The sequence below is a fragment of the Kitasatospora sp. NE20-6 genome (assembly GCF_045862635.1).
Map to the genome: position 1 here is coordinate 1 of NZ_BPRL01000091.1, position 24,264 is coordinate 24,264.

Consider the following 24,264-nt stretch of genomic DNA (forward strand, 5'->3'; position numbering starts at 1 on the left):
ACCACGACCACCGGCAGGACGACCTCGTGCTCCTCGAAGCGGTTCATGGCGAGTGGGTCCGCCAGGAGCACGCTCGTGTCGAGAACGTACGTGCGCCGGTCTGGTGTCCGGCGGCTCTTCGAACTGACCACTAGGCCTCCAGAGCGGATGACCCAGCGTCACCCGCGGCTCACCGGTCCCCGCGACCCCGGTGGCCGGGGTACCGGTCTGACCGGTGTATGCCCCGGTGAGGTGCCCGGCATGCCCGACGGCGCGAACTGGCGGATCACAACTGGTGAACGTTTTGGGGCGGTGGCCTGCGGGTATGCCGCTTGACCCGGCGTCAGCGGGAACCGGCGCGGCCGGACGGCGGAGAGCAGGCACGGCCGTCGGCCGGCACGGCGGCGGAGCGGGCACGGCGGCCGCCGCGGGAGCCCGGCGGGGTGCAGCCGGGGTGCGGTGGCGGGTACCGGCCGGTCAGAGACCCATGCGCCGGTTGCGCACCTGGAAGTCGCGCAGCGCCCGCAGGAAGTCGACCTTGCGGAAGGCCGGCCAGTACGCCTCGCAGAAGTAGAACTCGCTGTGGGCGCTCTGCCAGAGCAGGAAGCCGGAGAGCCGCTGCTCGCCCGAGGTGCGGATGACGAGGTCCGGGTCGGGCTGGCCCTTGGTGTAGAGGTGCTCGGAGATGTGCTCGACGTCGAGGATCTCGGCGAGCTGCTCGATCGGGGTGCCGCGGTCGGCGTGCTCCTGGAGCAGCGAGCGGACGGCGTCGGCGATCTCGCGGCGGCCGCCGTAGCCGATCGCGACGTTGACGGTGATGCCCTCGATGTGGGCCGTGTCGTGCGCGGCCTCCTTGAGCACCTGCGCGGTGGCCGGGGGCAGCAGGTCGAGCGCACCGACCGGGTTGACGCGCCAGCGGCGGGCGGCGGCGAGGCCGCGGACGGCGTCCTCGATGATCCGCAGCAGCGGCACGAGCTCCTCGGCCGGCCGGGAGAGGTTGTCGGTGGAGAGCATCCACAGGGTGACGACCTTGACGTGCGTCTCGTCGCACCAGCCCAGGAACTCGCTGATCTTGTCGGCGCCGCGCTGGTGGCCCTGGGCGGTGGTGCCGCCGGTGGCCTTCGCCCAGCGGCGGTTCCCGTCGAGGATGACGCCGATGTGGCGGGGGGTGCTGTCGAGGTGCACCTCGACCCGGCGGCCGTAGAGGCGGTAGGCGTTGTCGAGCAGGGTCCGCAGACCCGGCGTGCGCTCGACCACATCGCGCAGACCCATGTTCCTCGGCCTCTCCGTGCTCGTCGCCGTTCGCCGACGTGGTGCGAAAATCCCTCGCGCAGCCTACTCCGGAGGGATGGTCGGAGGTAAAGCCGCAGGTACCGATGGGGTTACGGCCTTGTCCCCGGTCCGTCCCGGTGTGTCCGCCCGGCTCGGCAACGGTCCGGTCTCGCCTTCCTTAAATCGGCCTGAAGTGGAGCTCAAAGCGGCGTCCGGTTCTTGACGGCCCCTATTGGTCTAGTCCAGCTTGTGTGACCGGGGGCACGCCGGACGCCCTCCCGGACTTTCCTGCGGACCGCACCGAACCCTCCCCCACGCGGAGCCGCCGCGACCCCCACCGCGGCGGCTCCCCCCTCCCCTCCCTCCCCCAGGAGCTCGACATGGCCCGTCCCGTCGCGCAGCCGTCCCATCGGCGCCGCCGCTTCTCGCTCCCCGCCGCCGTCGCCGCCGGCTCCACCGTTCTCGCCCTGGCCGGCGCCGGCCTGGCGCTGACCGCCGGCGGCGCGGACGCCGCCGTGGGCAACCTCGTCACCAACGGCGGCTTCGAGACCGGCAACCTCTCCGGCTGGGTCTGCACCGGCACCGCGAGCACCGTCTCCTCCCCCGTGCACGCCGGCTCGAACGCGCTGAGCGCCGCGCCGAGCAGCTCCGACACGGCCGAGTGCAAGCAGACCGTCAGCGTGCTGCCGAACACCAGCTACACGCTGGCCGGCTACGTGCAGGGCCCGTACGTCTACCTCGGCGCCCGCGGCACCGGCTCCACCGACCCGTCGACCTGGTCGAGCCAGAGCAGCTGGAACCAGCTGTCGACGACCTTCACGACCGGCGCCTCGACCACCAGCGTCACCCTCTACGTGCACGGCTGGTACGGCCAGGCCGCCTACAACGCGGACGACATCACGCTGACCGGCCCCGCCGGCACCGCCACCCCGACCGCCACGCCGACCTCGGCCTCCCCCACCCCCTCGCCGACCGCGACGCCGACCCAGAGCCCGACGCCGACCGCCTCGCCGACCCCGACGAGCAGCCCGACGTCGACCTCCTCCCCGACCGCGCCGCCGCCCGGCGACCTGCCCAAGCACGTGCTGACCGGCTACTGGCAGAACTTCGACAACGGCGCGCCCGTGCAGCGCCTGCGCGACGTGCAGAGCGCGTACGACATCATCGCCGTGTCGTTCGCCGACGCCACCACCACGCAGGGCGGCATCAGCTTCACCCTCGACCCGGCGCTCGGCACCAAGCTCGGCGGCTACACCGACGCCGACTTCAAGGCCGACATCGCCACCAAGCACGCGGCCGGCAAGAAGGTCGTCCTGTCGGTCGGCGGCCAGAACGGCGCGATCAGCGTCGCCAACGCCACCGCCGCCACGAACTTCGCCAACACCGCCTACGCGCTGATCCAGCAGTACGGCTTCGACGGCATCGACATCGACCTGGAGAACGGCGTCGACCCGACGTACATGTCGCAGTCGCTGCACACCCTGAAGTCGAAGGTCGGCTCGAAGTTCGTCCTGACCATGGCCCCGGAGACCATCGGGATGTACAGCACCGCCGGTGCGTACTTCCAGCTGGCGCTCAACACCAAGGACATCCTGACCGTCGTCAACACCCAGTTCTACAACTCGGGCGGCATGAACGGCTGCGACGGCAAGGTCTACACCCAGGGCACGATCGACTTCATCACCGCGCAGGTCTGCACCCACATCCAGGGCGGCCTCCGGCCCGACCAGGTCGGCATCGGCGTCCCGGCGTCCTCGCAGGCGGCGGGCGGCGGCTACGTCAACTCCACCGTCGTCAACAACGCGCTGGACTGCCTCGCCACTGGCACGCACTGCGGCAGCTTCGTCCCCCCGGCGAAGTGGCCCACCATCCGCGGCGCGATGACCTGGTCGACCAACTGGGACGCGAAGAACGGCAACGACTTCTCCACCAACGTGGGCGCCCACGCCCACGCGATGCCGTAACACGACCAGGCGCGCCACCCCCTGAGGGTGGGGCAGGCGCGCCTCAGGGGCCCGCCGTACCGCTGGGGTACGGCGGGCCCCGTCCATTCCCGGGGCCTGGCCCGGGGCCGCGGCCCCCGCTCAGGACTCAGAGCGCGGCGAGCAGCGCGACCAGGGCCCCCAGCAGCAGGGGCGGTCCGAAGGGCAGCGCGTCGCCCCGGCCGGCCCGGCGGGTGAGCAGCAGCAGCACGCCCCACAGGCCGCCCAGCAGGAACGCGGCGAAGACGCCGGAGACCACCGCGCCCCAGCCGTACAGGCCGAGGACGGCGCCGAGGCTCGGTGCGAGCTTGGCGTCGCCGAGGCCGATCGGCACGAGCAGGGCCAGCCCGCCGTAGAGCAGCCCGAGTGCGGCGGCGGCCAGCAGGCAGCGCAGCAGCACGGCCGGGCGGTGGTCGGCGAACGGCAGGAGCACGGCGGTGCCGGCGGCGAGCGGCAGGGTCAGTGCGTCGGGCAGCCTGAGCACGGCCGTGTCGACGAAGCCGAGCAGCACCCCGAACAGGCCCGCCCAGCAGAGCAGTGCCGCGGTGCCCGGGTCGGCGGCCAGGCCGAGCGCGGCACCGACCGCGGCGGCGACCGCCTCGACCGTGCCGGGCGCGGGCCCTGCGGCCCGGTCGCCGCAGCCGGGGCAGCGGCCGGCCGGCAGCCGGCCGAACCGTCCGGCGGGGCAGCAGAGACGCAGCGGTTCGCCGTACGGCACGGCGTGCCGCACGACGGCGGCGCGCAGCGGCGCGGCGGCGGCGAGGCCGATCAGCGCCCCGGCCCACGGCCCGATCATCCCGGTCCCCCCTCATCGGTCCTGCCGATCCTTGCGCAGCCCGGACGACCTGTGGTGCGGAACACGTGATGATCCGGGTAACACCGCCGTAAAGTAGGCAGGCATGCAGGTCATCCAGTCCAGCAAGCTCGCCAACGTCTGTTACGACATCCGCGGCCCGGTACTCGACGAGGCGATGCGGCTGGAGGACCAGGGCCACCGCATCCTCAAGCTGAACACCGGCAACCCTGCGGCGTTCGGCTTCGAGGCCCCGCCGGAGATCCTGCAGGACATCCTGCGGAACCTCGCCGGCGCGCACGGCTACGGCGACTCGAAGGGCCTGCTGTCGGCCCGCCGCGCGGTGGTGATGCACTACGAGGAGCGCGGCCTGCACGGGCTCTCGGTCGAGGACGTCTTCCTCGGCAACGGCGTGTCGGAGCTGATCCAGCTCGCCATGACGGCCCTGCTGGACGACGGCGACGAGGTGCTCGTGCCCGCGCCGGACTACCCGCTGTGGACGGCCTCGGTCTCGCTGGCCGGCGGCACCGCCGTGCACTACCGCTGCGACGAGCAGTCCGAGTGGTACCCGGACCTCGCCGACATCGAGGCCAAGGTCACCGACCGCACCCGCGCCATCGTGGTGATCAACCCGAACAACCCCACCGGCGCGGTGTACCCGCGCGAGGTGCTGGAGGGCATCGTCGAGATCGCCCGCCGCAACCGGCTGGTGGTGTACGCGGACGAGATCTACGACAAGATCCTCTACGACGACGCGGTGCACGTGCCGCTGGCCACGCTGGCCCCGGACCTCTTCTGCGTCACCTTCAACGGCATGTCCAAGGCCTACCGGGTGGCGGGCTTCCGCTCCGGCTGGATGGTGCTGTCGGGCGACCGCCAGCGTGCGACCAGCTACATCGAGGGCCTGACGGTGCTCGCGTCGATGCGGCTGTGCGCCAACATGCCGGCGCAGCACGCGGTCGCGGCCGCGCTCGGCGGACGGCAGTCGATCAAGGACCTGATCCTGCCGGGCGGACGGCTGCTGGAGTCGCGGGACACCGCGTACCGGCTGCTGAACGACATCCCCGGCATCAGCTGCGTGAAGCCCAAGGGCGCGCTGTACGCCTTCCCGCGGCTCGACCCGCAGGTGTACAAGATCAAGGACGACGCGCAGATGGTGCTCGACCTGCTGCGCGCCCAGCGGATCCTGATCGTGCAGGGCTCCGGCTTCAACTGGCCCGAGCCGGACCACTTCCGGCTGGTCACCCTGCCGCGCGCCGAGGACATCGCGGACGCGGTCACCCGGATCGGCGACTTCCTGGGCGGCTACACCCAGCCCTGAGTCCGTGCCCGTACCCGTACGCCCCGCAGCCCTCCCGGGCCGCGGGGCGTACGCGTGACGGCCGGAGGCCCGATCCGGACGATCCCCCGCGGTGGTCGGGGTGGGGAGATCGTCCGGCCGGGGCTCCGGCCGTCGGCGTCCGCGGACCGGCGGGGCCGCGGTCGCGGCTCCCACCGGTGCGGGGTTGTCAGCCCAGGCGCTTCACGAGCGCGCGGTACTCCTCCCAGAGCGCGGCCGGCGTGTGCTCGCCGAACAGCTCCAGGTGGGCGGGGACGAGCGCGGCCTCCTGGCGCCAGATGTCGGCGTCGACGGAGAAGAGCAGGTCGAGGTCGTCCTGCGCGAGGCCGAGGCCGGACAGGTCGAAGCCGTCCGCCTCCGGCAGCACGCCGATCGGGGTCTCGACGCCCTTGCCGGTGCCGTCCAGGCGCTCGACGATCCACTTCAGCACGCGGATGTTCTCGCCGTAGCCGGGCCACACGAAGTCGCCGGCCGCGTTCTTGCGGAACCAGTTGACGTAGTAGATCTTCGGCAGCTTCGCGGCGTCGGCCTGCGCGCCGAGGCCCAGCCAGTGGGCGAAGTAGTCGCCCATGTTGTAGCCGCAGAACGGGAGCATCGCGAAGGGGTCGCGGCGCAGCTCGCCGACGGTGCCCTCGGCGGCGGCGGTCTTCTCCGAGGCGATGTTGGCCCCGAGGAAGACGCCGTGCTGCCAGTCGAAGGACTCGGTGACGAGCGGGACGGCGGTGGCGCGGCGGCCGCCGAAGAGGATCGCCGAGATCGGCACGCCCGCCGGGTCCTCCCACTCGGGCGCGATGGTCGGGCACTGCGCGGCGGGCACGGCGAACCGGGCGTTGGGGTGCGCGGCCGGGGTGCCGGAGGCGGGCGTCCAGTCGTTGCCGCGCCAGTCGGTGAGGTGCGCCGGGGCCTCGTCGGTGAGGCCCTCCCACCACACGTCGCCGTCGTCGGTGAGGGCGACGTTGGTGAAGACCGTGTTGCCCCACAGGGTGTCGATGGCGTTGGCGTTGGTGTCGACGCCGGTGCCGGGGGCGACGCCGAAGAAGCCGGCCTCGGGGTTGATGGCGCGGAGACGGCCGTCGGCGCCGAAGCGCATCCAGGCGATGTCGTCGCCGATCGTCTCGACCTTCCAGCCCGGGATGGTGGGCTGGAGCATCGCGAGGTTGGTCTTGCCGCACGCGGACGGGAAGGCCGCGGCGATGTACTTCGGCTCCGCCTCGCCCGTGGGGCCGGCCGGCGGGGTGAGCTTGAGGACGAGCATGTGCTCGGCCAGCCAGCCCTCGTCGCGGGCCATGGTGGAGGCGATGCGCAGGGCGTAGCACTTCTTGCCGAGCAGAGCGTTGCCGCCGTAGCCGGAGCCGAAGGACCAGATCTCGCGGGTCTCGGGGAAGTGCGAGATGAACTTGGTGGTGTTGCAGGGCCACGGCACGTCGTCCTGGCCCTCGGCGAGGGGCGCGCCGACCGTGTGGACGGCCTTCACGAAGTCGCCGTCCTCGCCGAGCTGGTCGATCACGGCGCTGCCCATGCGGGTCATGACGCGCATCGAGACGGCGACGTAGGCGGAGTCGGTGATCTCGACGCCGTAGGCGGCCAGCGGGGAGCCGACCGGACCCATGGAGAACGGCACGACGTACATCGTGCGGCCCTTCATCGCACCGCGGAACAGGCCGTCGGCGCCGGAGAAGATCTCCCGCATCTCGGCGGGGGCCTTCCAGTGGTTGGTCGGGCCGGCGTCCTTCTCCTGCTCGGAGCAGATGAAGGTGCGGTCCTCGACGCGGGCGACATCGCTCGGGTCGGAGGCCGCGTAGTACGAGTTGGGCCGCTTCTCGTCGTCGAGCTTCCTGAAGGTGCCCTGGGCGACCAGCAGTTCGGCGAGGCGGTGGTACTCCTCCTCCGAGCCGTCGCACCACTCGATCCGGTCGGGCTGGGTCAGCTCGGCGATCTCGGCGACCCAGGCCAGCAGGGGCTTGTGGCGGGTCGGCGCGGACTCGGCGAGCGCAGACTTCAGTGGCGACACGTTCGCTCCGTTTCACACCATCTCGGCCAGGAGACGGCATCGCGGGGGGTTGAGGGTGGTTACACCGTAGCTCCGGACACCAGCCCACTTTTCGACATTCCGTAGCACATGCGTCAGTTTTTCATCCATTACGTCGCTGGATAGTGCCGAAAAGGCTCGATGTGGATCACCTCGGAGTGCCCGATGAGACCTGGCTAACACTCCATATTGTCCAATACGGCAGATCGCCATCTCCTACTTGTCAGTAACCTACGGTTCCGTAAGATGTCGCGCATGACTGCGGACCTCACTGCCGACCCCATCGCGGACGCCCCCGGCCCCGCCGCCGAGGAGTGGAAGCCACGGTGGCGCGGCTGGCTGCACGCCGGCATGTTCCCCGCCTCGGTGGCCGCCGGAATCGTCCTGATCTGCCTGGCCGACACGCCCGCCGCCAAGGCCGCCTGCGCGATCTACTCCGTCAGCGCCTGGCTGCTCTTCGGCGTCAGCGCGGTGTACCACCGGTTCACCTGGGGGCCGCGCGGCGAGGCGGTCCTCCGCCGCCTCGACCACGCCAACATCTTCCTGATCATCGCGGGCAGCTACACCCCGTTCACCGTCCTGCTGCTGGACGGCGGCGCCCGGCAGGCCCTGCTCTGGGCGGTCTGGGGCGGAGCGCTGCTCGGCATCGCGTTCCGGGTGTTCTGGGTCGGCGCCCCGCGCTGGCTCTACACCCCGGTCTACCTCGCGCTCGGCTGGGCCGCGGCCTTCTTCATGCCCGACTTCCTGCGCGCCGGCGGCGCCACCGTCCTCACCCTGATGATCGTCGGCGGCTGCCTCTACAGCCTGGGCGGCGTCGTCTACGGACTGAAGCGCCCGAACCCGTCACCGCAGTGGTTCGGGTTCCACGAGGTCTTCCACGCCTTCACCCTCGGCGCGTTCGTCGTGCAGTACGTCGGCGTGTCACTGGTGGCGTACAACGCCGCCACCTGACACGCCCCTCGCCTCCAGCCGCTCCTGGGCCCGGCGGCAGCGCTCGCAGTGCGCCGCCGCGCCCGCACCCCGGCCCGTCGCCGGCCTCCGGCGCACCCGCCCCCGGAACCGCCACGCGACGTACGCCATCACCAGGAGCGTCTCGGCCGCGGCGACGATCCAGACCAGCCGCGTCCCGCCGGCCAGGTACCCGGCGATCACCGCCAGGGCGGCGGACACCGCCACCACTCCGCCCCAGAACCGCGCATGCCGCAGCGCCATCGCCTCGCCCCCCGTCAGGTGATTGACCGTCAGATACACCCACCCAGGGTGACATGTCCCGCACGCTCCGAGGCGAACTCCGGATCAACTCTGCGTCAACACCTCGTGCGGACCCGAACACCCCGTGGGAGGGCCCGCGCACGGGGGCGGGCACGGGGGCGCGCACGGGGGCGGGCGGGGCCGGCGCCGGGGCCGGCCGGCCCGCTCTCCGGGCGGCCTACCGGGCGGTGAAGTCCAGCACCACGAGGTCGCCGACCTGCCGGTAGCCGAGCCGGTGGTAGATCGCGTTGCTCGTCCGGTTGGCGAGGTCGGTGTAGAGGAGCACCTCCGACGCGCCCTCGCGCAGGGCGTGGGCGGAGCCGGCCGCGACGAGGCCGCTCGCGTAGCCGCGGCCGCGCAGGGCAGGCGGGGTGTACACCGGGCCGATGCGCGCCATGCCGGCGATGACGGGGCTGACCCCGGCGAAGGAGACCGGGAGGCCGCCGTCCTCCCAGAGGTGCAGGGTGCCGTCGGCGAGCCGGTGGTCGACGGCGGCGGCGTGGTCGGTGGCCCGGCCCCCTGCGATCTCGGCGGTGAACGCCTCGTGCCAGGCGACGAGTTGCTCCCGGTCGTCGGCCCGGGCGGGCCGGACCCGGCCGCGCGGGGCCGGGTCCGGCGGCACCAGCCCGGCCAGCCGGTGGAGCCGTTCGTCGACGGCCACGGTCGCGGTGACGCCCCCGTCGGCCGCCGTCCATGCCGCCGCGAACGCCTCCGCCGCCTCCCGGATGCCGCCGACCCCGTGTACCGGCACGCCCTGCGCGTGGAGGGTGCGGGCGAGTCCGGCGGCGGCGGGCACCGGCATCCGGCCCAGCCGGAGCGGGTACGGCGGGGTCCGCAGGAACGCGCCCTCGACGGGGCCGTCCGGTGCGGACCGCCACCAGCCGAGCAGCGGGTCGTCCGGCCCGTAGGCGTGCGGGCCGTCCTTCGCGAACCGGTCGAGCACCGTGAGCAGCACGGTGTTCTCCGCCGGGTGGTCGTCGACGAAGGCTCCGGCCCCGGCACGGAAGGCGGCCGGGTCGTGGGTCAGGGTCCAGGTCATGGCCCATGGTGGCGCGGACCGGCCGCCCGCCGCAGCCGGATCACCGCAGCTGCGAGGCGAGTCGGGACGCGTCCGCGGTCGGCGCGTCGCACGTGAAGTGCCGGCAGACGTACGCCGCGGGCCGGCCGTCGAGCAGCGGGCGGTCGGCGAGCAGCGGGACGTCCTTCGTGCCGGGCGCACCGACCGCGACGACGGCGCCGGGGGCGGTGCCGCGCAGGGCGGCGCGGTGCAGTCCGGCGGTGGCGGGGTCGTCGGCGGGGCCGACGACGGCGACCTCGCGGGGGCCGTCGACGAGGGCCTCCGCGACGGCGAGCCCCCAGCCGACGAACCGCGGGGCGCGGGCGCCGAGCGCGGTGACGATGCCGAGGGCCTTCTCCGCGGCGGTGCGGTGGCGGTCGGAGCCGGTGTACGCGGCGTAGCCGAGCAGGGCGCCGGCGGCGGCCGTCCAGCCGGAGGGGGTGGCGTTGTCGGTGGGGTCCTGCGGGCGGCGGATCAGCTCCTCGGCGTCGTCCGCGGTGTCGTGGAAGGCGCCCGAGGCGGGGTCGGCGAAGTGCGCGAGGACGGTGTCGAGGAGGCCGCCGGCGAGATCCAGCCAGGCGGTGTCGCCGGTGACGGCGTACAGCGCGAGGAAGCCCTCGGCGGTGTCGGCGTAGTCCTCCAGCACACCGGCGTTCGGGCCGGGCTGTCCGTCGCGGGAGGTGCGCAGCAGCCGGCCGTCGGCGGTGAGGTGCACGGAGAGCAGCAGGTCGGCGGCGCGTTCGGCGGCCTCGACGAGGTCGGGCCGCTCCAGCAGGGCGCCGGTCTCGGCGAGGGCGGCGACGGCGAGGCCGTTCCAGGCCGCGACGACCTTGTCGTCACGGGCGGGGGCGGGCCGTCCGTCGCGGGCCCCGGCCAGCCGGGCGCGGATGCGGGCGTACGCGACGGGGTCGGCGGGGTCGCGGAGGAGCTGCAGCACCGAGCTGCCGTGCTCGAACGTGCCGGTGACCTCGAAGAGTTCGGCGGCGGTCGCCGCGTCGTCGGGGCCGAGTGCGGCGGTGAGCTGCTCGGGCGTCCAGGCGTAGTAGGCGCCCTCGGCGGACTTCCCGGTGGCCGGGTCGAGCGAGTCGGCGTCCAGCGCGGAGGCGAACCCGCCCTCGGAGGTGCGGAGTTCGCGGAGCAGGAAGTCCGCGGTCTCCAGGGCGACGCGGCGGGCCTGCGGGTCGCCGGTGGCCCGCCACAGGTGCAGGTAGGCGCGGAGCAGCAGGGCGTTGTCGTACAGCATCTTCTCGAAGTGCGGCACGACCCAGTCGGCGTCGACGGAGTAGCGGGCGAAGCCGCCGCCGAGCTGGTCGTAGAGGCCGCCGCGGGCCATGGCGTCGCAGGTGCGCTGCGCCATCTCCAGCGCCGCCTCGGAGCCGGTGCGGGCGTGGTGCCGCAGCAGCCACTCGACGACCATGGACGGCGGGAATTTGGGGGCGCCGCCGAAGCCGCCGCGGCGCTCGTCGAAGCCGCGGGTGAGTTCGACGACGGCGGCGTGCAGGTCGGCCTCGCCGGGCGGGGGCAGGGTGCCGGCGGCGTAGACCCGGGCGCGTTCGGCGAGGTCGGTGCGGATGCGGCGGGCGACCTCGTCGACCTCGTCGCGGCGGTCGCTCCAGGCGGAGACGACGCCTTCCAGCACCTGGCGGAAGCCGGGCATGCCGTGCCGGGGCTCGGGCGGGAAGTAGGTGCCGAAGTAGAACGGGTCCTTGGCGGGGGTGAGGAAGACCGTCATGGGCCAGCCGCCCTGGCCGGTCGCGGCCTGGACGGCCTCCATGTAGACGGCGTCGACGTCGGGCCGTTCCTCGCGGTCGACCTTGACGGCGACGAAGTGCGCGTTCACGTAGGCGGCCACCCCGTCGTCCTCGAAGGACTCGTGGGCCATGACGTGGCACCAGTGGCACGCTGCGTAGCCGACGCTCAGCAGCACCGGCACGCCGCGCCGTTCGGCCTCGGCGAAGGCCTCCGGCCCCCAGGGCCACCAGTCGACCGGGTTGTCGGCGTGCTGCAGCAGGTACGGCGAGGTCGCGTCGGCGAGACGGTTCGGCATGGGGCCATCCTTGCGCATCGCCGGCCCGCCGGCGGCGAGGTCGGCGCGGCGGCCCGGCCCCGGCCCGCCGGGGTCACTCCTTCGGGGATTCGGGCTCCTCGGCGAAGTCGATCTTCTTGAACCGGCTGTTCATCGACTTCAGCAGGTACCAGGTGGCGACGCCGAGGGCCGCGAAGACGACGAAGCCCAGCAGGCCGGGGGTGACCTTGGTCTCGTCGAGGGCGAGGTCGGCGGCGAGGTGCGTGAGGTTCACGGGGGTGCTCATCTCTCCATGGTGGCCCGGCCCTGCGGGGGCCGGGCCACCGGGGTGGGGCTACTTGCGGAGGCCTGCGAAGAGGTCGTCCTCGGGCAGGTCGGTGTCGACGTGCGAACGGGCGAGCTCGTAGTCCTCGGTGGGCCAGACCTCGCGCTGCACGTCGATCGGCACGCGGAACCACGGGCCGTCCGGGTCGATCTGGGTGGCGTGCGCGATGAGGGCCTTGTCGCGGATCTCGAACCAGTCGTCGCACTTCACGCGGGTCGTGATCTCACGCTCCTTGCGGCCGCTCTTCTCCCAGCCCTCGATCCACTCGCCGTACGGGGAGTCGTGCCCGTTCTCGGAGAGGTAGGCGTGGAGGGCGCGGATGCGGCCCATCGGGAAGCCGTGGTTGTAGTACAGCTTCTGCGGCCGCCAGGGCTCCCCGGCGTCCGGGTAGGCCTCGGGGTCGCCGGCGGCGTCGAAGGCCACCATGGTGATCTTGTGGGTCATGATGTGGTCGGGGTGCGGGTACCCGCCGTTCTCGTCGTACGTGGTGATCACATGCGGGCGGAACTCGCGGATCAGCCGCACGAGGGCGCCGGCCGCCGTGTCCACGTCCTCCAGGGCGAAGCAGCCCTCGGGGAGCGGGGGCAGCGGGTCGCCCTCGGGCAGGCCGGAGTCGACGTAGCCCAGCCAGGCCTGCTGCACCCCGAGGATCTCCCGCGCGGCGTCCATCTCCTTGCGGCGCACCTCGTGGATGTTCTCCTCGACCCAGGGGTCGCCCTGCAGCTTCGGGTTGAGGATCGACCCCCGCTCGCCGCCGGTGCAGGTGGCCACCAGCACGTCCACCCCCTGGGCCACGTACATCGCCATGGTGGCGGCGCCCTTGCTGGACTCGTCGTCCGGGTGCGCGTGCACCGCCATCAGTCGCAACTGCTCGCTCAACGCCTGGTTTCCTTCCAGGTATGTCCGGTTCGTCGGGTCGCCTCCCCCGCCGCCTCCGGCGCGGACGTGCCCCTCCTATAGTGACGGACTGGGGAGCCGCTCCATTCCCCCGTCAGCCCGAGAGCCCCTCGTCGAAAGGACCGAGCCGCCCATGGACCTGAGCCGTACGACCTCCGCCCTGCCCGACGGCCGGTACAGCCGCCGCTCCGACGCGGAGGCCGACCGCCGCCTGCGGAGGGCCGCCGTGGTGTGCGGGGTGCTGTTCCTGGGCGTGGTGGCGTGGCTGGGCGGCTCGTACATGCTGCGGGAGAGCACCATCAACGCGAGCGTGCCGACCTTCCAGGCGGTCTCGGACAGCGAGCTGCAGCTGCAGCTGTCGGTGCGCAAGAAGTCCGGCACGGCGGGGGTGTGCACCGTCCGCTCGATGAGCGCGGACAAGGCCGTGGTGGGCCTGTTCGACTTCCCCGTGCCGGCCGGGGGATCGACGTACTCGAAGGTCGTCACCCTGCACACGACGGCCCGCGGGGTCACGGCCGAGGTGCTGGGCTGCACGCCGCGGAAGTAGCCGCCGCCGGGGCGGTCCCTTTGCAGATCTCACCCGGCCGGGCGCATATTCGGGGATGAGGCGGGCATCCCCACGGAGTGCCGCGGCCCTGCGCCGCGGCCGTTGCCGTACCCGGACACCCGCGAGCGCCCCTCCCGCCGGGAGGCGGAAATTGTTAGGCTCGTGGTTTCGCCCCTTCCGAGCACGCACACGGGAGCGGGCGTTGCTTTGTAGTGACACCGAATCCTGCTGACGACCAACCCTCAGCACAGCCCAGTACCGACGAGGAGCACCTGTGACCCAGACCAGCGATGACGTGACCTGGCTCACTCAGTCCGGCTACGACCAGCTCAAGGCCGAGCTGGAGCACCTGACCGGTCCCTGGCGCATCGAGATCGCCCAGAAGATCGAGGCGGCGCGCGAGGAGGGTGACCTCAAGGAGAACGCCGGTTACCACGCGGCCAAGGAGGAGCAGGGCAAGTACGAGGCCCGCATCCGCCAGCTCACCCAGCTGCTGGAGCGCGCGAAGGTCGGCGAGTCCCCCGCGGACTCCGGCATCGTCGCCCCCGGCATGATCGTGACCGTGGCCTTCGACGGCGACACGGACGACACCATGCGCTTCCTGCTCGGCTCCCGCGAGGTGGCCGGCGAGGACCTCGACATCTACTCCCCGCAGTCGCCGCTCGGCCGCGCGATCAACGGCAAGAAGGTCGGCGAGGACGCCACGTACGAGATGCCGAACGGCAAGCGTGCGAGCGTGACCGTCATCGAGGCCAAGCCCCACGCGGGCTGAGCGCGGCACCGCGCACGGAGGGGCGGACCCGGCGACACGCCGGGTCCGCCCCTCTTCCTCCTGCTTTTCCTGCGGCTCGCGGTGCCCCGCACCGCGGCGTCGTGCCGCTCGTGCTCGCGCTCGTGCTCCTGCTCAGCCCGCGGCGGAGCGGTACTTGCGCACCGAGAGCCAGGAGAACAGGGCCATGATCACCAGCGACCAGACGATCGACACCGGCACCGCGTGCTGCATCGGCCAGGCCTCGTCGACCGGACCGACCTGGTTGCCGAAGAGGTCGCGGCAGGCCTGCACGGTCGCCGAGAACGGGTTCCAGTAGGCGATCGGCTGCAGCCAGCCCGGCATCGAGCTGATCGGCACGAAGGCGTTGGAGATGAACGTCAGCGGGAACAGCCAGATCAGGCCGGCCGAGGTGGCCGCCTCGGGGCTGCGCACCGACAGGCCGATGAGCGCGCCGATCCAGGAGAAGGCGTAGCCCAGCAGCAGCAGCAGGCCGAAGGCACCGAGCGCCTCCCAGATGCCGTCGTGGATGCGCCAGCCCACCAGCAGCGCCACCAGGGCGAGCACCAGCAGGATGAACGCGGTCTGCACCAGGTCGGCGAGGGTGCGGCCGACGAGCACCGCGGAGCGGGTCATCGGCAGCGAGCGGAAGCGGTCGACCAGGCCCTTGGTCATGTCCTCCGCGATGCCGGCCGAGGCGCCCGCCACCGCGAAGGTGACGGTCTGCGCGAAGATGCCGGCCATCAGGAACTGGATGTACGCGTCCTGGCTGGCCTGCGTCCCGGGGATCTGGATCGCGCCGCCCATGACGTACGAGAACAGCAGCACGAACATGACCGGCTGCATGAGGCCGAAGACCACGATCTCGGGGATGCGCATCATGCGGCGCAGGTTGCGCCGGGCGATGACCCAGGAGTCGTGGAGGATCGCGGCGATCCCGGTGCGCTGCCGGGGGACACCGCCGCCTATGGCGTGCCCGGTGGTGGAGGCGGTCGTCATCTCAGGACTCCTTCCCGTGGCCGCGGCGGGCCTTCGCCGTCTTCTGCGAGCCGTCCGTGCCGCCCTCGCCGTTCTCCCCGGCCTCGGTGGCGTGGCCGGTGAGCGACAGGAAGACGTCGTCGAGGGTGGGGCGGCGCAGGCCGATGTCGTCGATCTCGATGGTGCGGGCGTCGAGTTCGCGGATGACGTCCGCGAGCACCTTGGAGCCGCCGCTGACCGGCACGGTGATCTTCCGGGTGTTGCGCTCCACCGCGGGCTCGCCGAGCGCGTACGGCGCGAGCGACGCCACGGCCTGGGCGACCTCGTCGGCGCGGTGCACGACGAGCTCGATGCGCTCGCCGCCGATCTGCGCCTTGAGCTCGTCGGCGGTGCCGCGGGCGATGACGCGCCCCTGGTCGACGACGGCGATGTCGTGGGCGAGGCGGTCGGCCTCCTCCAGGTACTGCGTGGTGAGCAGCAGCGTCGTGCCCTGGTCGACGAGGGTCTCGATGACCTCCCAGAGGGCGAGCCGGTTGCGCGGGTCGAGGCCGGTGGTGGGTTCGTCCATGAACATCACCGGCGGGCGGACGACCAGGGCGGCGGCGAGGTCGAGGCGGCGGCGCATGCCGCCGGAGTACGTCTTGGCGGTGCGGTCGGCGGCCTCGGTGAGGTTGAACCACTCCAGCAGCTCGCGGGCGCGGGCCTTCGCGTCGCGGGCGCTCATCTGGTAGAGCTCCCCGACCATCTGGAGGTTCTCGAAGCCGGTGAGGTACTCGTCGACGGCCGCGTACTGGCCGGAGAGGCCTATCAGGCTGCGCACCTTGTTGGGGTGGGCGAGCACGTCGACGCCGGCGACGGTGGCGCGGCCGGAGTCGGGGCGGAGCAGCGTCGTGAGCACCCGCACGGTGGTGGTCTTGCCTGCTCCGTTCGGGCCGAGCAGGCCCAGCACGGTGCCTTCGGGCACGTCGAGGCTGACGCCGTCGAGGGCGCGGACGTCGCCGAAGGTCTTCACGAGGTTCTCGGCTTGGATGGCTGGCGCCATGGCCTGCCTCATCTCCTGTTTATCCGTTATGTCTTCTGATCGTCACACAGCCGCCCGGGCGGGCGGAGGTCGAGCATCGCGATACATCGCGAGAGGATGGCATCTCGCGATATATCGCGTCAAGCGATTTTGCTCCGCCACTCCTCCGGGGGGCGCGGCCCGGGCCCGCACGCCCCGCAGGAGACGCCTACCGGGAGACGCCTACCGGGAGACGCCTCACGGATGACGACCACCGGGAGACGCCCCGCAGGAGACGCCTACCGGGAGACGACGTAGCCCGCCTCGCGCAGCTCCCCCAGCACCAGCGCGCAGTGCTCCGGCCCCTTGGTCTCCAGGTGCAGGTCGACCTCCACCTCGGAGAGCCCGAGCTGCGGATCGATCCGCACGTGCGCGACGTCCAGCACGTTCGCGTCCGCCCTGGTCAGCACCGAGAGCATGCCCCCCAGCGCACCGGGCTTGTCCGCGAGGCGCACCCGCAGCGACAGGTAGCGGCCCGCCGCCGCGAGGCCGTGCCGCAGCACCCGCTGCATCAGCTGCGGGTCGATGTTGCCGCCCGACAGCACCGCCACCACCGGGCCCTCGAAGGAGCCCGGCTGCTCCAGCAACGCCGCGATCGGGCTCGCCCCGGCCGGTTCGACGACGAGTTTCAGCCGCTCCAGGCCGACCAGCAGCGCCCGTGACAGCGAGTCCTCGGAGACCGTGCGGATGCCGTCCGCCAGGGTGTTCACCACCTCGAAGGGGATGTCGCCCGGCCGGCCGACCATGATCCCGTCCGCCATCGTCGCGACCCGCTCCAGCGACACCGGACGCCCGGCCGCCAGCGACGGCGGGTACGCGGCGGCACCCGCCGCCTGCACCCCCACCACCCGGACGTCCGGCCGCAGCGGCTTGACCGCCGCCGCGATCCCCGCGAGCAGCCCGCCGCCGCCCACGCCGACGAGGATGGTGCGCACCTCCGGGCACTGCTCCAGGATCTCCAGGCCCACCGTGGCCTGGCCGGTGACGACGTCCCAGTGGTCGAAGGGGTGGATGAACACCGCGCCGCTCGCCTCCGACCAGCGCTGCGCGGCCTGCAGGGCCTCGTCCACCGTGGCGCCGTGCAGCCGCACCTCGGCGCCGTACTCGCGGGTCGCCGCGACCTTCGGCAGCGGCGCGGCGAGCGGCATGAAGACGGTGGAGCGCACCCCGAGCAGCGCCGCCGCCAGCGCCACCCCCTGCGCGTGGTTGCCCGCGCTCGCCGCGACCACGCCGCAGGCCTTCTCGACCGGCGTCAGCCCGGCGATCCGCACGTACGCGCCGCGCAGTTTGAACGAGCCGGTGCGCTGCAGGTTCTCGCACTTGAGGTGGACGGGCGCACCGACCAGCGCGGAGAGGTACCGGCTGCTCTCCATCGGCGTGACACGGGCGACCCCGGCCAGCATCTTCTGCGCACCGCGGACGTCGTCGAGGGTGATCGGCCAGCTCTGCATGCGGATCAGCGTACGGCTGCGCGGGTACGCCTCCGGGCAGCGCCGGGCCTGTTCCCGGGCCGGGCCGTCCGGCGTACCCTGCTGGCTCGGAGCACCCGAACCGCCTCGTGAACGTGAGCCGCGATGACGACGCCCTCGCCCCCGGCCGCCCCCGGCAACGACCCCCTCCACAACCAGCTCCAGTACCAGCTGGCGGTGTTCGCCCGCCGCCTGGACCAGCTCCGGCACGGCGCGGTCGGCTCCCTCGACCGGGCCGCCTACCTGCTGCTCGACGAACTGCACCGGTGCGGCCCGGCGAGCGTCAAGGCGCTCGCGGCGGCACTCGGCGTCGACTCCTCCACCGTCACCCGCCAGGCCGCGCCGCTCGTCGCGGCGGGCCTGGCCGGGCGGGTGCCGTACCCGGCGGACCGCCGGGCCGTGCACCTCGCCCTCACCCCGCTCGGCGACCGGCGGCTCGCGGAGGTGCGGGCCGGCCGCGAGGAGCTGATGCGCCGCCTCACGGCCGACTGGCCGGCCGACGAGCAGCGGGCGTTCCTCACCCTGCTGGCCCGGTTCACCGACTCGCTGGGGACGTACGCGGCCGACGACCTGCCCTGACACGGCCCGGGCCGGGAGCCAGGGCAGGGCCGGGCCGGCCCGGGAGCCCGGGCCGAGGGCCTAGCCCAGGGCCTGGCGGAGGTCGGCGAGCAGGTCGTCCACCGACTCGATGCCCACCGACAGCCGCACCAGGTCGGCCGGCACCTCCAGCGCCGAGCCCGCCACCGAGGCGTGCGTCATGCGGCCGGGGTGCTCGATGAGCGACTCCACGCCGCCCAGCGACTCGCCCAGGGTGATCAGCTTCGTGCGGTTGCAGACCTCGACCGCCGCCTCCTCGCCGCCGTTCACGCGGAAGGACACCATGCCGCCGAAGGCCTTCATCTGCTTGGCCGCGACGTCGTGGCCCTGGTGCTCGGGCAAGCCCGGGTAGAGCACCTGGTGCACCTTCGGGTGGCCGGTCAGCAGCTCGACGACCTTCTCCGCGTTGGCGCTGTGCCGGTCCATGCGCACCCCGAGCGTCTTGATGCCGCGCATCACCAGCCACGCGTCGAACGGGCCGGAGACCGCGCCCATCGCGTTCTGGTGGTAGGCGACCTCCTCGCCCAGGCCGGCCTCGGCCAGCACCAGCGCACCGCCGACGACGTCGGAGTGGCCGCCCATGTACTTGGTCGTCGAGTGCACGACGGCGTCCGCGCCGAACGCGATCGGCTGCTGCAGGTACGGGCTCGCGAAGGTGTTGTCGACCACGAGCAGCGCACCCGCGCCGTGCGCGACCTCGGCGAGCGCCGTGAGGTCGGTGATGCCCAGCAGCGGGTTGGACGGCGTCTCCACCCACACCGCGCGGGTGTTCGGGCGCAGCTGGGCACGGACGTCCGCGAGGTCCTGGGTGTTGGCGACGGAGAACTCCACGCCCCAGCGCGTCAGCACCTTCGCGAACAGCCGGAACGTGCCGCCGTAGGCGTCGTTCGGGATGACGATGTGGTCGCCCGGCTTGAGGATCGTGCGCAGCAGGGTGTCCTCGGCCGCGAGGCCGGACGCGAAGGCGAGGCCGCGGGCGCCGCCCTCCAGCGAGGCGAGGCACTCCTCCAGCGCGGTGCGCGTCGGGTTGGCGGAGCGGCTGTACTCGTAGCCCTCGCGCAGGCCGCCCACGCCGTCCTGCTTGTACGTGGACACCTGGTAGATCGGCGTGACGACGGCCCCGGTCCGGGGGTCTGCTTCCTGACCTGCGTGGATGGCGAGGGTCTCGAAGCCGTGGTGAAGCTGGTGCTCGGTCATGCCTCCGAGCCTAGTGCGCCCACGGCCAGGCGCACGGGCACAGCACGGGCACGGCGCGGGCACGGCGCGGGCGCGAAAACCCTGCCCGCCGTCGTACCCGGCCGATACGATCACAGCTCCGCATCGCTGCCCGATCGACGCCCCCGGGGGGAGGCGCACAGGCGCGGCCCGCCGCGCGCCCGCCGGCACCCCGCCCGTCCTGCGGTCCTCCCGCGCCGCCCGCCCCTCCCGCACGCGCCACCTGCACGGGCCCCATCTGCACGCCCCACCTGCACGGCAACCCCCGCACGGCCCCGCACGGCCGTCGCCGGACCCCGGAAGGAACCGCATGAGCGTCTGGATCGCCGTCGCCGTGGCCGTCCTGTTCGTCGCCGAACGCGCCCTGCGGTGGTACGCCGGGCGGCGGGTCGCGCAGCTCGACCGCCGGATCAAGGACCTGGAGGCCCGGGCCGCCGCAGCAGCCGCCGGGACCTCCGGGGCCGCCACCGCGCTCGACCCCACCGCGCTCGACCCCACCGCGTTCGGCCTGCCCGCCCGGGCCGACCTCGACACCGGCCGCGGCGCACCCCCCACCTCGGCGAGCAGGGCAGCCGACCGGGCACGGGCCGCCGCACGGTCCGGCGACTGGACCCCCTGGGCCGCCCACCTCGCCGGGGCCGGCACCGACTGGAACGAGCGCCACCTGCGCATCGAGGCCCTCGCCCGGCACGCCGTCGAGGACGACACCTGGCTGCGCAACTGGCTCCGCAGGCAGCCGGACTCCCCGGACGCGGCCGTGGTGCACGCCGCGACCCTGGCCACCCGGATCGGCGCCCTCCGGGCGATCCAGCCCGAACGCCGGCTCCACCAGGAGGAACTGCGCACCCTGCGCCTGCTGCTCGACGAGGCGCTGCCCGCGTGCACGCGGGCGGCCACGCTCGCCCCGGACGACCCGTCACCGTGGGCCTGGCGGCTGGAGGTCGCGCTGGGCCGGTCCCGGACGGAGTTCGACGCGATCCTCCGGAAGGCCGTCGACCGCGCCCCGCACCACTACGGCGCCCACCGGTCGGCGTTCCGGCACCGCACACCCATGCCCACCGAACCGGTGGAGCCGATGATCGCCTTCGTCGAGCGGATCGCCGCCACCGCCCCGCCGGAGAGCCTCCTCTCCGGCCTGGTCCTCGAAGCCCTGCTGGCGGTCGACGCCCGTCAGCAGGACTTCGCCGCGTGGACCACCCCCGCCGCCCGCCGGGCCGTCGACCGCGTGCTCGCCGACCTCGGCACCGTGCCCGCGGACGACCCGCGCGCCGCCGAGCTCCGCCACCTCGTCGCCTACGGCCTCACCCACGACGGGCGGTACGCGGAGGCCGTCGAGCAGTTCCGGCTGATCGGCCGTCACGTGGGCAGCCCGCCGTGGTCGTGGGCGAGCGACCCGGCCGCGTGGTTCGGCACCGTCCGCAACCGTGCACTGGCCGGCTGGGACGCGGCCGGCCGGCCCGCGCCGCCGGAGCCGCCCGGCCCGCGGTCCGCTGTCGGTGCCGGGTGACAGGATGCCCCGGTGCACGCCGCCGCCCCGACACCGCCGTTCGCCGGTGACTTCGAGATCCATCTGACCGTCGCCCCGCACCACGGCCCGGGCCTCGCCGCCTGGGCCGCCGGGCGCGGGCTGAAGGTCGTCGACATCGAACTCGCCCGCGGCGCCGCCCCCGTGCAGCCCATGCTGACCCTGACCGTGCGCGGCCCGTTCGCCGAGGCGGCCGCGCTCGCCGCGCGGACCGCCGGGGCCGCGGGCCGCGAGGGGTTCGCCGTGCTCCGCACCAAGATCGAGGCCGCGCCGTGGGCCGACGGCGTGCCCGCCACCGACGCGGCGGCGCGCGCCCTCGGCCCCGCGTACTACTTCGAGCACCACGTCAAACTGCTCCTCGGCGGCCCGCCCGGTGCCCGGCTGACCGCGGCCGCCGAACGCCACGACGCCCACCTGTCCCGCAACGCCCGGCGCACCCGGCCCGACGGCCGGCAGGAGCACTTCGTCACCCAGCGCTGCCGTATGGTCGGCTCCACCACGGCGCGACGGCGGCTCGACGGACTGCTCGACGAGCTGAGCGGCCACCACATCGTCTCCGTCGAGAGGGAGTTCGCGGTGCTCGACACCGACGAGACCCTGGACTCCGGCTGGATCACCGAAAGGCTCACCCGATGACCCGCCCCAGCACCGACCACGGCCCCTGGCACGACCTCGGGTACGGCCCGTGGAGCCCGGAGCTCCGGGTGCCGCAGCAGCGGCCCACCGCCGACGAGAGCGCGGACCTCGGCCTGCCCCGCTCGCTCCGTCCGGTGGTCGGCGACGGCGTCGTCCAGCGGCCGGTCTTCGACCCCTCGCTCGCCGAGTTCACCCGGGCCCTGCGGGCCGGCGACCCCGAGTTCGCCGACCCCGCCACCGGTGCCGCCTGGTACCGCGCCCGCCGCACCGCGCTCGACACCGTCCTCGCCGCGGTCGCCGCCTCCCCCTGGGCCGAACACCTGGTGCTACGGGGCTCGGTGCTGCTCACCGCCTGGTACGGCGCGGAGGCCCGCGAGCCGGGCGACCTCGACTTCATCGTCACCCCCGCCGACTGGGAGCTCGACGACCCGCGCACCGGCGAGATGCTCACCGCCCTCGCCGTGGCGGCCGGGGAGCGCCCGGCCGCCGTCCGGCTGCACGCCGACGACGCCGCGCAGGACGAGATCTGGACGTACGCCCGGGTGCCCGGCCGCCGGCTCGTCGTGCCGTGGAGCGCCGACGGCCTGCCCGGCGGCAGCGTGCAGCTCGACTTCGTCTTCACCGAGGCGATCCCGACCCCGCCCGTGCGCACCGCCGTACCGCCGCTCGCCGGCCCGCCGCTCACCGACCCGGCCGACGGCGGTCCCGGTGACGGAGCGCCCGCCGTCCTGCGCACCGCCGACCGGGAGCTCTCCCTCGCCTGGAAGCTCCTCTGGCTGATCACCGACGGCTTCGCCCAGGGCAAGGACCTGTACGACGCCGTGCTGCTCGCCGAGTCGACGCCGCTCCGCTACGAGCTGCTGCGCCGCGTCTTCGACGGCGTCGACGACGACTGGTACGCCACCCGTCCGATCGTCCACGACGACCTCGCCGAGGCCCTGGAGTGCGTCGAGTGGGACGAGTTCCGGAAGGACCACCCGCACCTCGGCACCGCCGACGAGTACGCCGCCCGGCTGCTCGCCGCGCTCGCCCCGACCTTCGGCGGCCGCAGCGAGGACGAACTGCGCGCCCTCTGGACCGCCCCGGAATCCGCAGGCACCGGACCGCGTTGAACCGCACGGAACCCTGACCCGCCGGACACCTGGAGCAGGCCTTGCTGTTCAACCGCCACAAGAGCGCGCTCGTCACCGCCGACCAGGCGCTGCCCGGCCGCCCCTCCGCCGCGTTCACCCTCACCGAGCCGCACACCGTGCTCGGCCACCCCCTCGACGGCCCCTACCCGGCCGGGCTGGAGGTCGCCGACTTCGGCCTCGGCTGCTTCTGGGGCGCCGAGCGGACGTTCTGGAAGCTCCCCGGCGTCTGGACGACCCTCGTCGGCTACCAGGGCGGCCACACCGAGAACCCGACGTACGACGAGGTGTGCAGCGGCCTGACCGGCCACACCGAGGCCGTCCGCGTCGTGTACGACCCCGCACTCGTCCCGTACGACACCCTCCTGAAGACCTTCTGGGAGTCCCACGACCCCACCCAGGGCTTCCGCCAGGGCAACGACGTGGGCACCCAGTACCGGTCCGCCGTCTACACGCACTCCCCCGCCCAGCAGGCCGCCGCCGAAGCCTCCCGCGACGCCTTCCAGCCCGCCCTGGGCGCGATCGGCCTGGGCGCCATCACCACCGAGATCGCCCCCGCCGGCCCGTTCTACGCCGCGGAGCCGTACCACCAGCAGTACCTCTCCGACGCGAAGAACCCCAACGGCTACTGCGGTCTCGGCGGCACCGGCGCCAGCTGCCCGATCGGCGTGGCCCGCACGCAGGGGTGACCGGGGCGGCGACGGCCCGGGAGCCGTGCCGGGCGGGCTCAGGCGCGCTGCACCGTGTGGAAGAAGCAGCCGAACCCGAGGGCCCGCACGTGCACCACCTCGACCTCCGGGTCGGTGAGCAGTTCCTCGGCCCGTGACCGGGCCTCGGCGGGTTCGACGGGGACGCCGCGCAGGATGTGGCCCCGCCGGTCGTACGCGCGGAGCACCCTCGACCCGGTGTGCAGGCCGTCGGGCCAGCCGGGGGCGGGGCCGTCGCACGGGTCCGCGTGGAGGAAGACGGGCCCCTGCTCGTCGTACGGGCCGGGGTCGGCGCCCGTCGCGGCGGCCCAGCGGCGCAGCGGGGCGTAGCTGACGAGGGCGACGCGCTCCCCGGGGCGGGCGCGGGTGAGGCAGCAGCGCAGCGGGGCGCCCCCCTCGGCCGGGGCGGAGAGGACGGGGGGCCGGCCGGCGTCGTCGCTCCGGAGGAGCCGGGCGCAGGTGTCGGCGGGGATCGGTTCGATGCGCAGGGTCGTCATGCCGACCAGCCTGCCGGGGCTCCGGCGCGGGCACCGGCGGGTTCGCGACGTGGCGCTGCGGGCGGCCCGGGCGCTGCGGACCGCTGCGGGCGGGCGGGGCGTCAGGGGCGTTCCGCCGCACCGGATCGGTCCGGGCCGGCCGGTGCCGGTCCGGGCCTGGCCGCACCCCCGGGACGGGCGCAGA

24 protein-coding genes are annotated in these 24,264 nt (G+C 73.6%); 10 read left to right on the forward strand and 14 right to left on the reverse strand.

The annotated features are described in order from the left end of the window. The coding region (locus SNE206_RS37245) for a PIN domain-containing protein (protein ID WP_407918046.1) at nt 1–131 on the reverse strand (131 nt) is incomplete at its 3' end. A 325-nt stretch (nt 132–456) separates the two neighbouring features. After that, the gene (locus SNE206_RS37250; protein ID WP_407918021.1) at nt 457–1,251 is read right to left on the reverse strand and encodes an isoprenyl transferase; all 795 of its coding nucleotides are present in this window, start codon (nt 1,249–1,251) and stop codon (nt 457–459) included. A 380-nt stretch (nt 1,252–1,631) separates the two neighbouring features. On the opposite strand from SNE206_RS37250, the gene SNE206_RS37255 reads away from it, so the two are divergent. Next, entirely contained in the window at nt 1,632–3,215 is a 1,584-nt protein-coding gene (locus SNE206_RS37255; RefSeq protein ID WP_407918022.1) for a chitinase, read from the forward strand. 127 nt (nt 3,216–3,342) lie between these two features. On the opposite strand, the gene SNE206_RS37260 is transcribed toward SNE206_RS37255, so the two are convergent. Then, nucleotides 3,343–4,029 carry a prepilin peptidase gene (locus SNE206_RS37260; RefSeq protein ID WP_407918023.1) on the reverse strand — a complete coding sequence of 229 codons (687 nt, stop codon included), beginning with the start codon at nt 4,027–4,029 and terminating at the stop codon, nt 3,343–3,345. Between the two features lie 103 nt (nt 4,030–4,132). On the opposite strand from SNE206_RS37260, the gene SNE206_RS37265 reads away from it, so the two are divergent. Beyond that, nucleotides 4,133–5,347, forward strand: a complete 1,215-nt coding sequence (locus tag SNE206_RS37265) for a pyridoxal phosphate-dependent aminotransferase (RefSeq protein ID WP_407918024.1) — start codon at nt 4,133–4,135, stop codon at nt 5,345–5,347. A 187-nt stretch (nt 5,348–5,534) separates the two neighbouring features. Here the strand turns inward: SNE206_RS37265 and SNE206_RS37270 are convergent, their stop codons facing one another. Continuing rightward, complete coding sequence (locus SNE206_RS37270; RefSeq protein ID WP_407918025.1) at nt 5,535–7,376, reverse strand: phosphoenolpyruvate carboxykinase (GTP); 1,842 nt, start codon at nt 7,374–7,376, stop codon at nt 5,535–5,537. A gap of 273 nt (nt 7,377–7,649) precedes the next feature. Here SNE206_RS37270 and SNE206_RS37275 point away from each other — a divergent pair, with 273 nt between their 5' ends. Next, on the forward strand, nt 7,650–8,345 hold the full coding sequence (locus SNE206_RS37275; RefSeq protein WP_407918026.1) for a PAQR family membrane homeostasis protein TrhA: 696 nt from the start codon (nt 7,650–7,652) through the stop codon (nt 8,343–8,345). On the opposite strand, the gene SNE206_RS37280 is transcribed toward SNE206_RS37275, so the two are convergent. From SNE206_RS37280 to mca, 5 genes are all read right to left on the reverse strand, one after another. Beyond that, a complete protein-coding gene (locus SNE206_RS37280) occupies nt 8,316–8,645 on the reverse strand; it encodes a hypothetical protein (protein ID WP_407918027.1) in 330 nt (109 codons plus the stop codon). The two genes, SNE206_RS37275 and SNE206_RS37280, sit on opposite strands and share 30 nt — an antisense overlap. A gap of 178 nt (nt 8,646–8,823) precedes the next feature. After that, entirely contained in the window at nt 8,824–9,684 is an 861-nt protein-coding gene (locus SNE206_RS37285; RefSeq protein ID WP_407918028.1) for a GNAT family N-acetyltransferase, read from the reverse strand. A gap of 40 nt (nt 9,685–9,724) precedes the next feature. Continuing rightward, nucleotides 9,725–11,749, reverse strand: coding sequence for a thioredoxin domain-containing protein (locus tag SNE206_RS37290; RefSeq protein WP_407918029.1), 2,025 nt, complete (start codon nt 11,747–11,749; stop codon nt 9,725–9,727). 73 nt (nt 11,750–11,822) lie between these two features. After that, nucleotides 11,823–12,014: a hypothetical protein gene (locus tag SNE206_RS37295; RefSeq protein ID WP_405011812.1), complete on the reverse strand. Its 192-nt coding sequence runs from the start codon at nt 12,012–12,014 to the stop codon at nt 11,823–11,825. Nucleotides 12,015–12,062: 48 nt separating this feature from the next. Next, nucleotides 12,063–12,932 carry a mycothiol conjugate amidase Mca gene (gene mca, locus SNE206_RS37300; protein WP_407918030.1) on the reverse strand — a complete coding sequence of 290 codons (870 nt, stop codon included), beginning with the start codon at nt 12,930–12,932 and terminating at the stop codon, nt 12,063–12,065. A 151-nt stretch (nt 12,933–13,083) separates the two neighbouring features. On the opposite strand from mca, the gene SNE206_RS37305 reads away from it, so the two are divergent. Both SNE206_RS37305 and greA read left to right on the forward strand, forming a co-directional pair. Next, nucleotides 13,084–13,497, forward strand: coding sequence for a DUF4307 domain-containing protein (locus SNE206_RS37305; RefSeq protein WP_407918031.1), 414 nt, complete (start codon nt 13,084–13,086; stop codon nt 13,495–13,497). 274 nt (nt 13,498–13,771) lie between these two features. Further along, entirely contained in the window at nt 13,772–14,269 is a 498-nt protein-coding gene (greA, locus tag SNE206_RS37310; RefSeq protein WP_405011815.1) for a transcription elongation factor GreA, read from the forward strand. A 132-nt stretch (nt 14,270–14,401) separates the two neighbouring features. On the opposite strand, the gene SNE206_RS37315 is transcribed toward greA, so the two are convergent. From SNE206_RS37315 to ilvA, 3 genes are all read right to left on the reverse strand, one after another. Further along, complete coding sequence (locus SNE206_RS37315) at nt 14,402–15,265, reverse strand: ABC transporter permease (RefSeq protein WP_407918032.1); 864 nt, start codon at nt 15,263–15,265, stop codon at nt 14,402–14,404. 1 nt (nt 15,266) lies between these two features. Next, nucleotides 15,267–16,286 carry an ATP-binding cassette domain-containing protein gene (locus tag SNE206_RS37320; RefSeq protein WP_407918033.1) on the reverse strand — a complete coding sequence of 340 codons (1,020 nt, stop codon included), beginning with the start codon at nt 16,284–16,286 and terminating at the stop codon, nt 15,267–15,269. A 257-nt stretch (nt 16,287–16,543) separates the two neighbouring features. Next, the gene (gene ilvA, locus SNE206_RS37325) at nt 16,544–17,755 is read right to left on the reverse strand and encodes a threonine ammonia-lyase (RefSeq protein WP_407918034.1); all 1,212 of its coding nucleotides are present in this window, start codon (nt 17,753–17,755) and stop codon (nt 16,544–16,546) included. Nucleotides 17,756–17,878: 123 nt separating this feature from the next. Between ilvA and SNE206_RS37330 the strand changes: the two genes are divergently transcribed. Continuing rightward, nucleotides 17,879–18,352 carry a MarR family winged helix-turn-helix transcriptional regulator gene (locus SNE206_RS37330; protein ID WP_407918035.1) on the forward strand — a complete coding sequence of 158 codons (474 nt, stop codon included), beginning with the start codon at nt 17,879–17,881 and terminating at the stop codon, nt 18,350–18,352. Between the two features lie 60 nt (nt 18,353–18,412). On the opposite strand, the gene SNE206_RS37335 is transcribed toward SNE206_RS37330, so the two are convergent. Beyond that, a complete protein-coding gene (locus SNE206_RS37335) occupies nt 18,413–19,567 on the reverse strand; it encodes a cystathionine gamma-synthase (protein ID WP_407918036.1) in 1,155 nt (384 codons plus the stop codon). A gap of 328 nt (nt 19,568–19,895) precedes the next feature. Between SNE206_RS37335 and SNE206_RS37340 the strand changes: the two genes are divergently transcribed. Genes SNE206_RS37340 through msrA form a run of 4 tightly spaced genes read left to right on the forward strand, consistent with a single transcriptional unit; the run spans nt 19,896 to nt 23,565 of the window. Next, nucleotides 19,896–21,092 carry a hypothetical protein gene (locus SNE206_RS37340; protein WP_407918037.1) on the forward strand — a complete coding sequence of 399 codons (1,197 nt, stop codon included), beginning with the start codon at nt 19,896–19,898 and terminating at the stop codon, nt 21,090–21,092. 12 nt (nt 21,093–21,104) lie between these two features. Next, nucleotides 21,105–21,746, forward strand: a complete 642-nt coding sequence (locus SNE206_RS37345) for a hypothetical protein (protein WP_407918038.1) — start codon at nt 21,105–21,107, stop codon at nt 21,744–21,746. Beyond that, a complete protein-coding gene (locus SNE206_RS37350; protein ID WP_407918039.1) occupies nt 21,743–22,858 on the forward strand; it encodes a nucleotidyl transferase AbiEii/AbiGii toxin family protein in 1,116 nt (371 codons plus the stop codon). The genes SNE206_RS37345 and SNE206_RS37350 overlap by 4 nt, the downstream gene beginning before the upstream one ends. A gap of 41 nt (nt 22,859–22,899) precedes the next feature. After that, on the forward strand, nt 22,900–23,565 hold the full coding sequence (gene msrA / locus SNE206_RS37355; RefSeq protein WP_407918040.1) for a peptide-methionine (S)-S-oxide reductase MsrA: 666 nt from the start codon (nt 22,900–22,902) through the stop codon (nt 23,563–23,565). A 38-nt stretch (nt 23,566–23,603) separates the two neighbouring features. Here the strand turns inward: msrA and SNE206_RS37360 are convergent, their stop codons facing one another. After that, entirely contained in the window at nt 23,604–24,080 is a 477-nt protein-coding gene (locus SNE206_RS37360) for a DUF1203 domain-containing protein (protein ID WP_407918041.1), read from the reverse strand. Nucleotides 24,081–24,264 lie beyond the last annotated feature (184 nt).

What these genes read in the sequence shown, in the direction of transcription:
- SNE206_RS37250 (WP_407918021.1), bottom strand. Translation starts at nt 1,251, where the DNA reads ATGGGTCTGCGCGATGTGGTCGAGCGCACGCCGGGTCTGCGGACCCTG.
- SNE206_RS37255 (WP_407918022.1), top strand. Translation starts at nt 1,632, where the DNA reads ATGGCCCGTCCCGTCGCGCAGCCGTCCCATCGGCGCCGCCGCTTCTCG.
- SNE206_RS37260 (WP_407918023.1), bottom strand. Translation starts at nt 4,029, where the DNA reads ATGATCGGGCCGTGGGCCGGGGCGCTGATCGGCCTCGCCGCCGCCGCG.
- SNE206_RS37265 (WP_407918024.1), top strand. Translation starts at nt 4,133, where the DNA reads ATGCAGGTCATCCAGTCCAGCAAGCTCGCCAACGTCTGTTACGACATC.
- SNE206_RS37275 (WP_407918026.1), top strand. Translation starts at nt 7,650, where the DNA reads ATGACTGCGGACCTCACTGCCGACCCCATCGCGGACGCCCCCGGCCCC.
- SNE206_RS37285 (WP_407918028.1), bottom strand. Translation starts at nt 9,684, where the DNA reads ATGACCTGGACCCTGACCCACGACCCGGCCGCCTTCCGTGCCGGGGCC.
- SNE206_RS37290 (WP_407918029.1), bottom strand. Translation starts at nt 11,749, where the DNA reads ATGCCGAACCGTCTCGCCGACGCGACCTCGCCGTACCTGCTGCAGCAC.
- SNE206_RS37295 (WP_405011812.1), bottom strand. Translation starts at nt 12,014, where the DNA reads ATGAGCACCCCCGTGAACCTCACGCACCTCGCCGCCGACCTCGCCCTC.
- SNE206_RS37305 (WP_407918031.1), top strand. Translation starts at nt 13,084, where the DNA reads ATGGACCTGAGCCGTACGACCTCCGCCCTGCCCGACGGCCGGTACAGC.
- SNE206_RS37315 (WP_407918032.1), bottom strand. Translation starts at nt 15,265, where the DNA reads ATGACGACCGCCTCCACCACCGGGCACGCCATAGGCGGCGGTGTCCCC.
- SNE206_RS37320 (WP_407918033.1), bottom strand. Translation starts at nt 16,286, where the DNA reads ATGGCGCCAGCCATCCAAGCCGAGAACCTCGTGAAGACCTTCGGCGAC.
- ilvA (WP_407918034.1), bottom strand. Translation starts at nt 17,755, where the DNA reads ATGCAGAGCTGGCCGATCACCCTCGACGACGTCCGCGGTGCGCAGAAG.
- SNE206_RS37330 (WP_407918035.1), top strand. Translation starts at nt 17,879, where the DNA reads ATGACGACGCCCTCGCCCCCGGCCGCCCCCGGCAACGACCCCCTCCAC.
- SNE206_RS37335 (WP_407918036.1), bottom strand. Translation starts at nt 19,567, where the DNA reads ATGACCGAGCACCAGCTTCACCACGGCTTCGAGACCCTCGCCATCCAC.
- SNE206_RS37340 (WP_407918037.1), top strand. Translation starts at nt 19,896, where the DNA reads ATGAGCGTCTGGATCGCCGTCGCCGTGGCCGTCCTGTTCGTCGCCGAA.
- SNE206_RS37350 (WP_407918039.1), top strand. Translation starts at nt 21,743, where the DNA reads ATGACCCGCCCCAGCACCGACCACGGCCCCTGGCACGACCTCGGGTAC.
- SNE206_RS37360 (WP_407918041.1), bottom strand. Translation starts at nt 24,080, where the DNA reads ATGACGACCCTGCGCATCGAACCGATCCCCGCCGACACCTGCGCCCGG.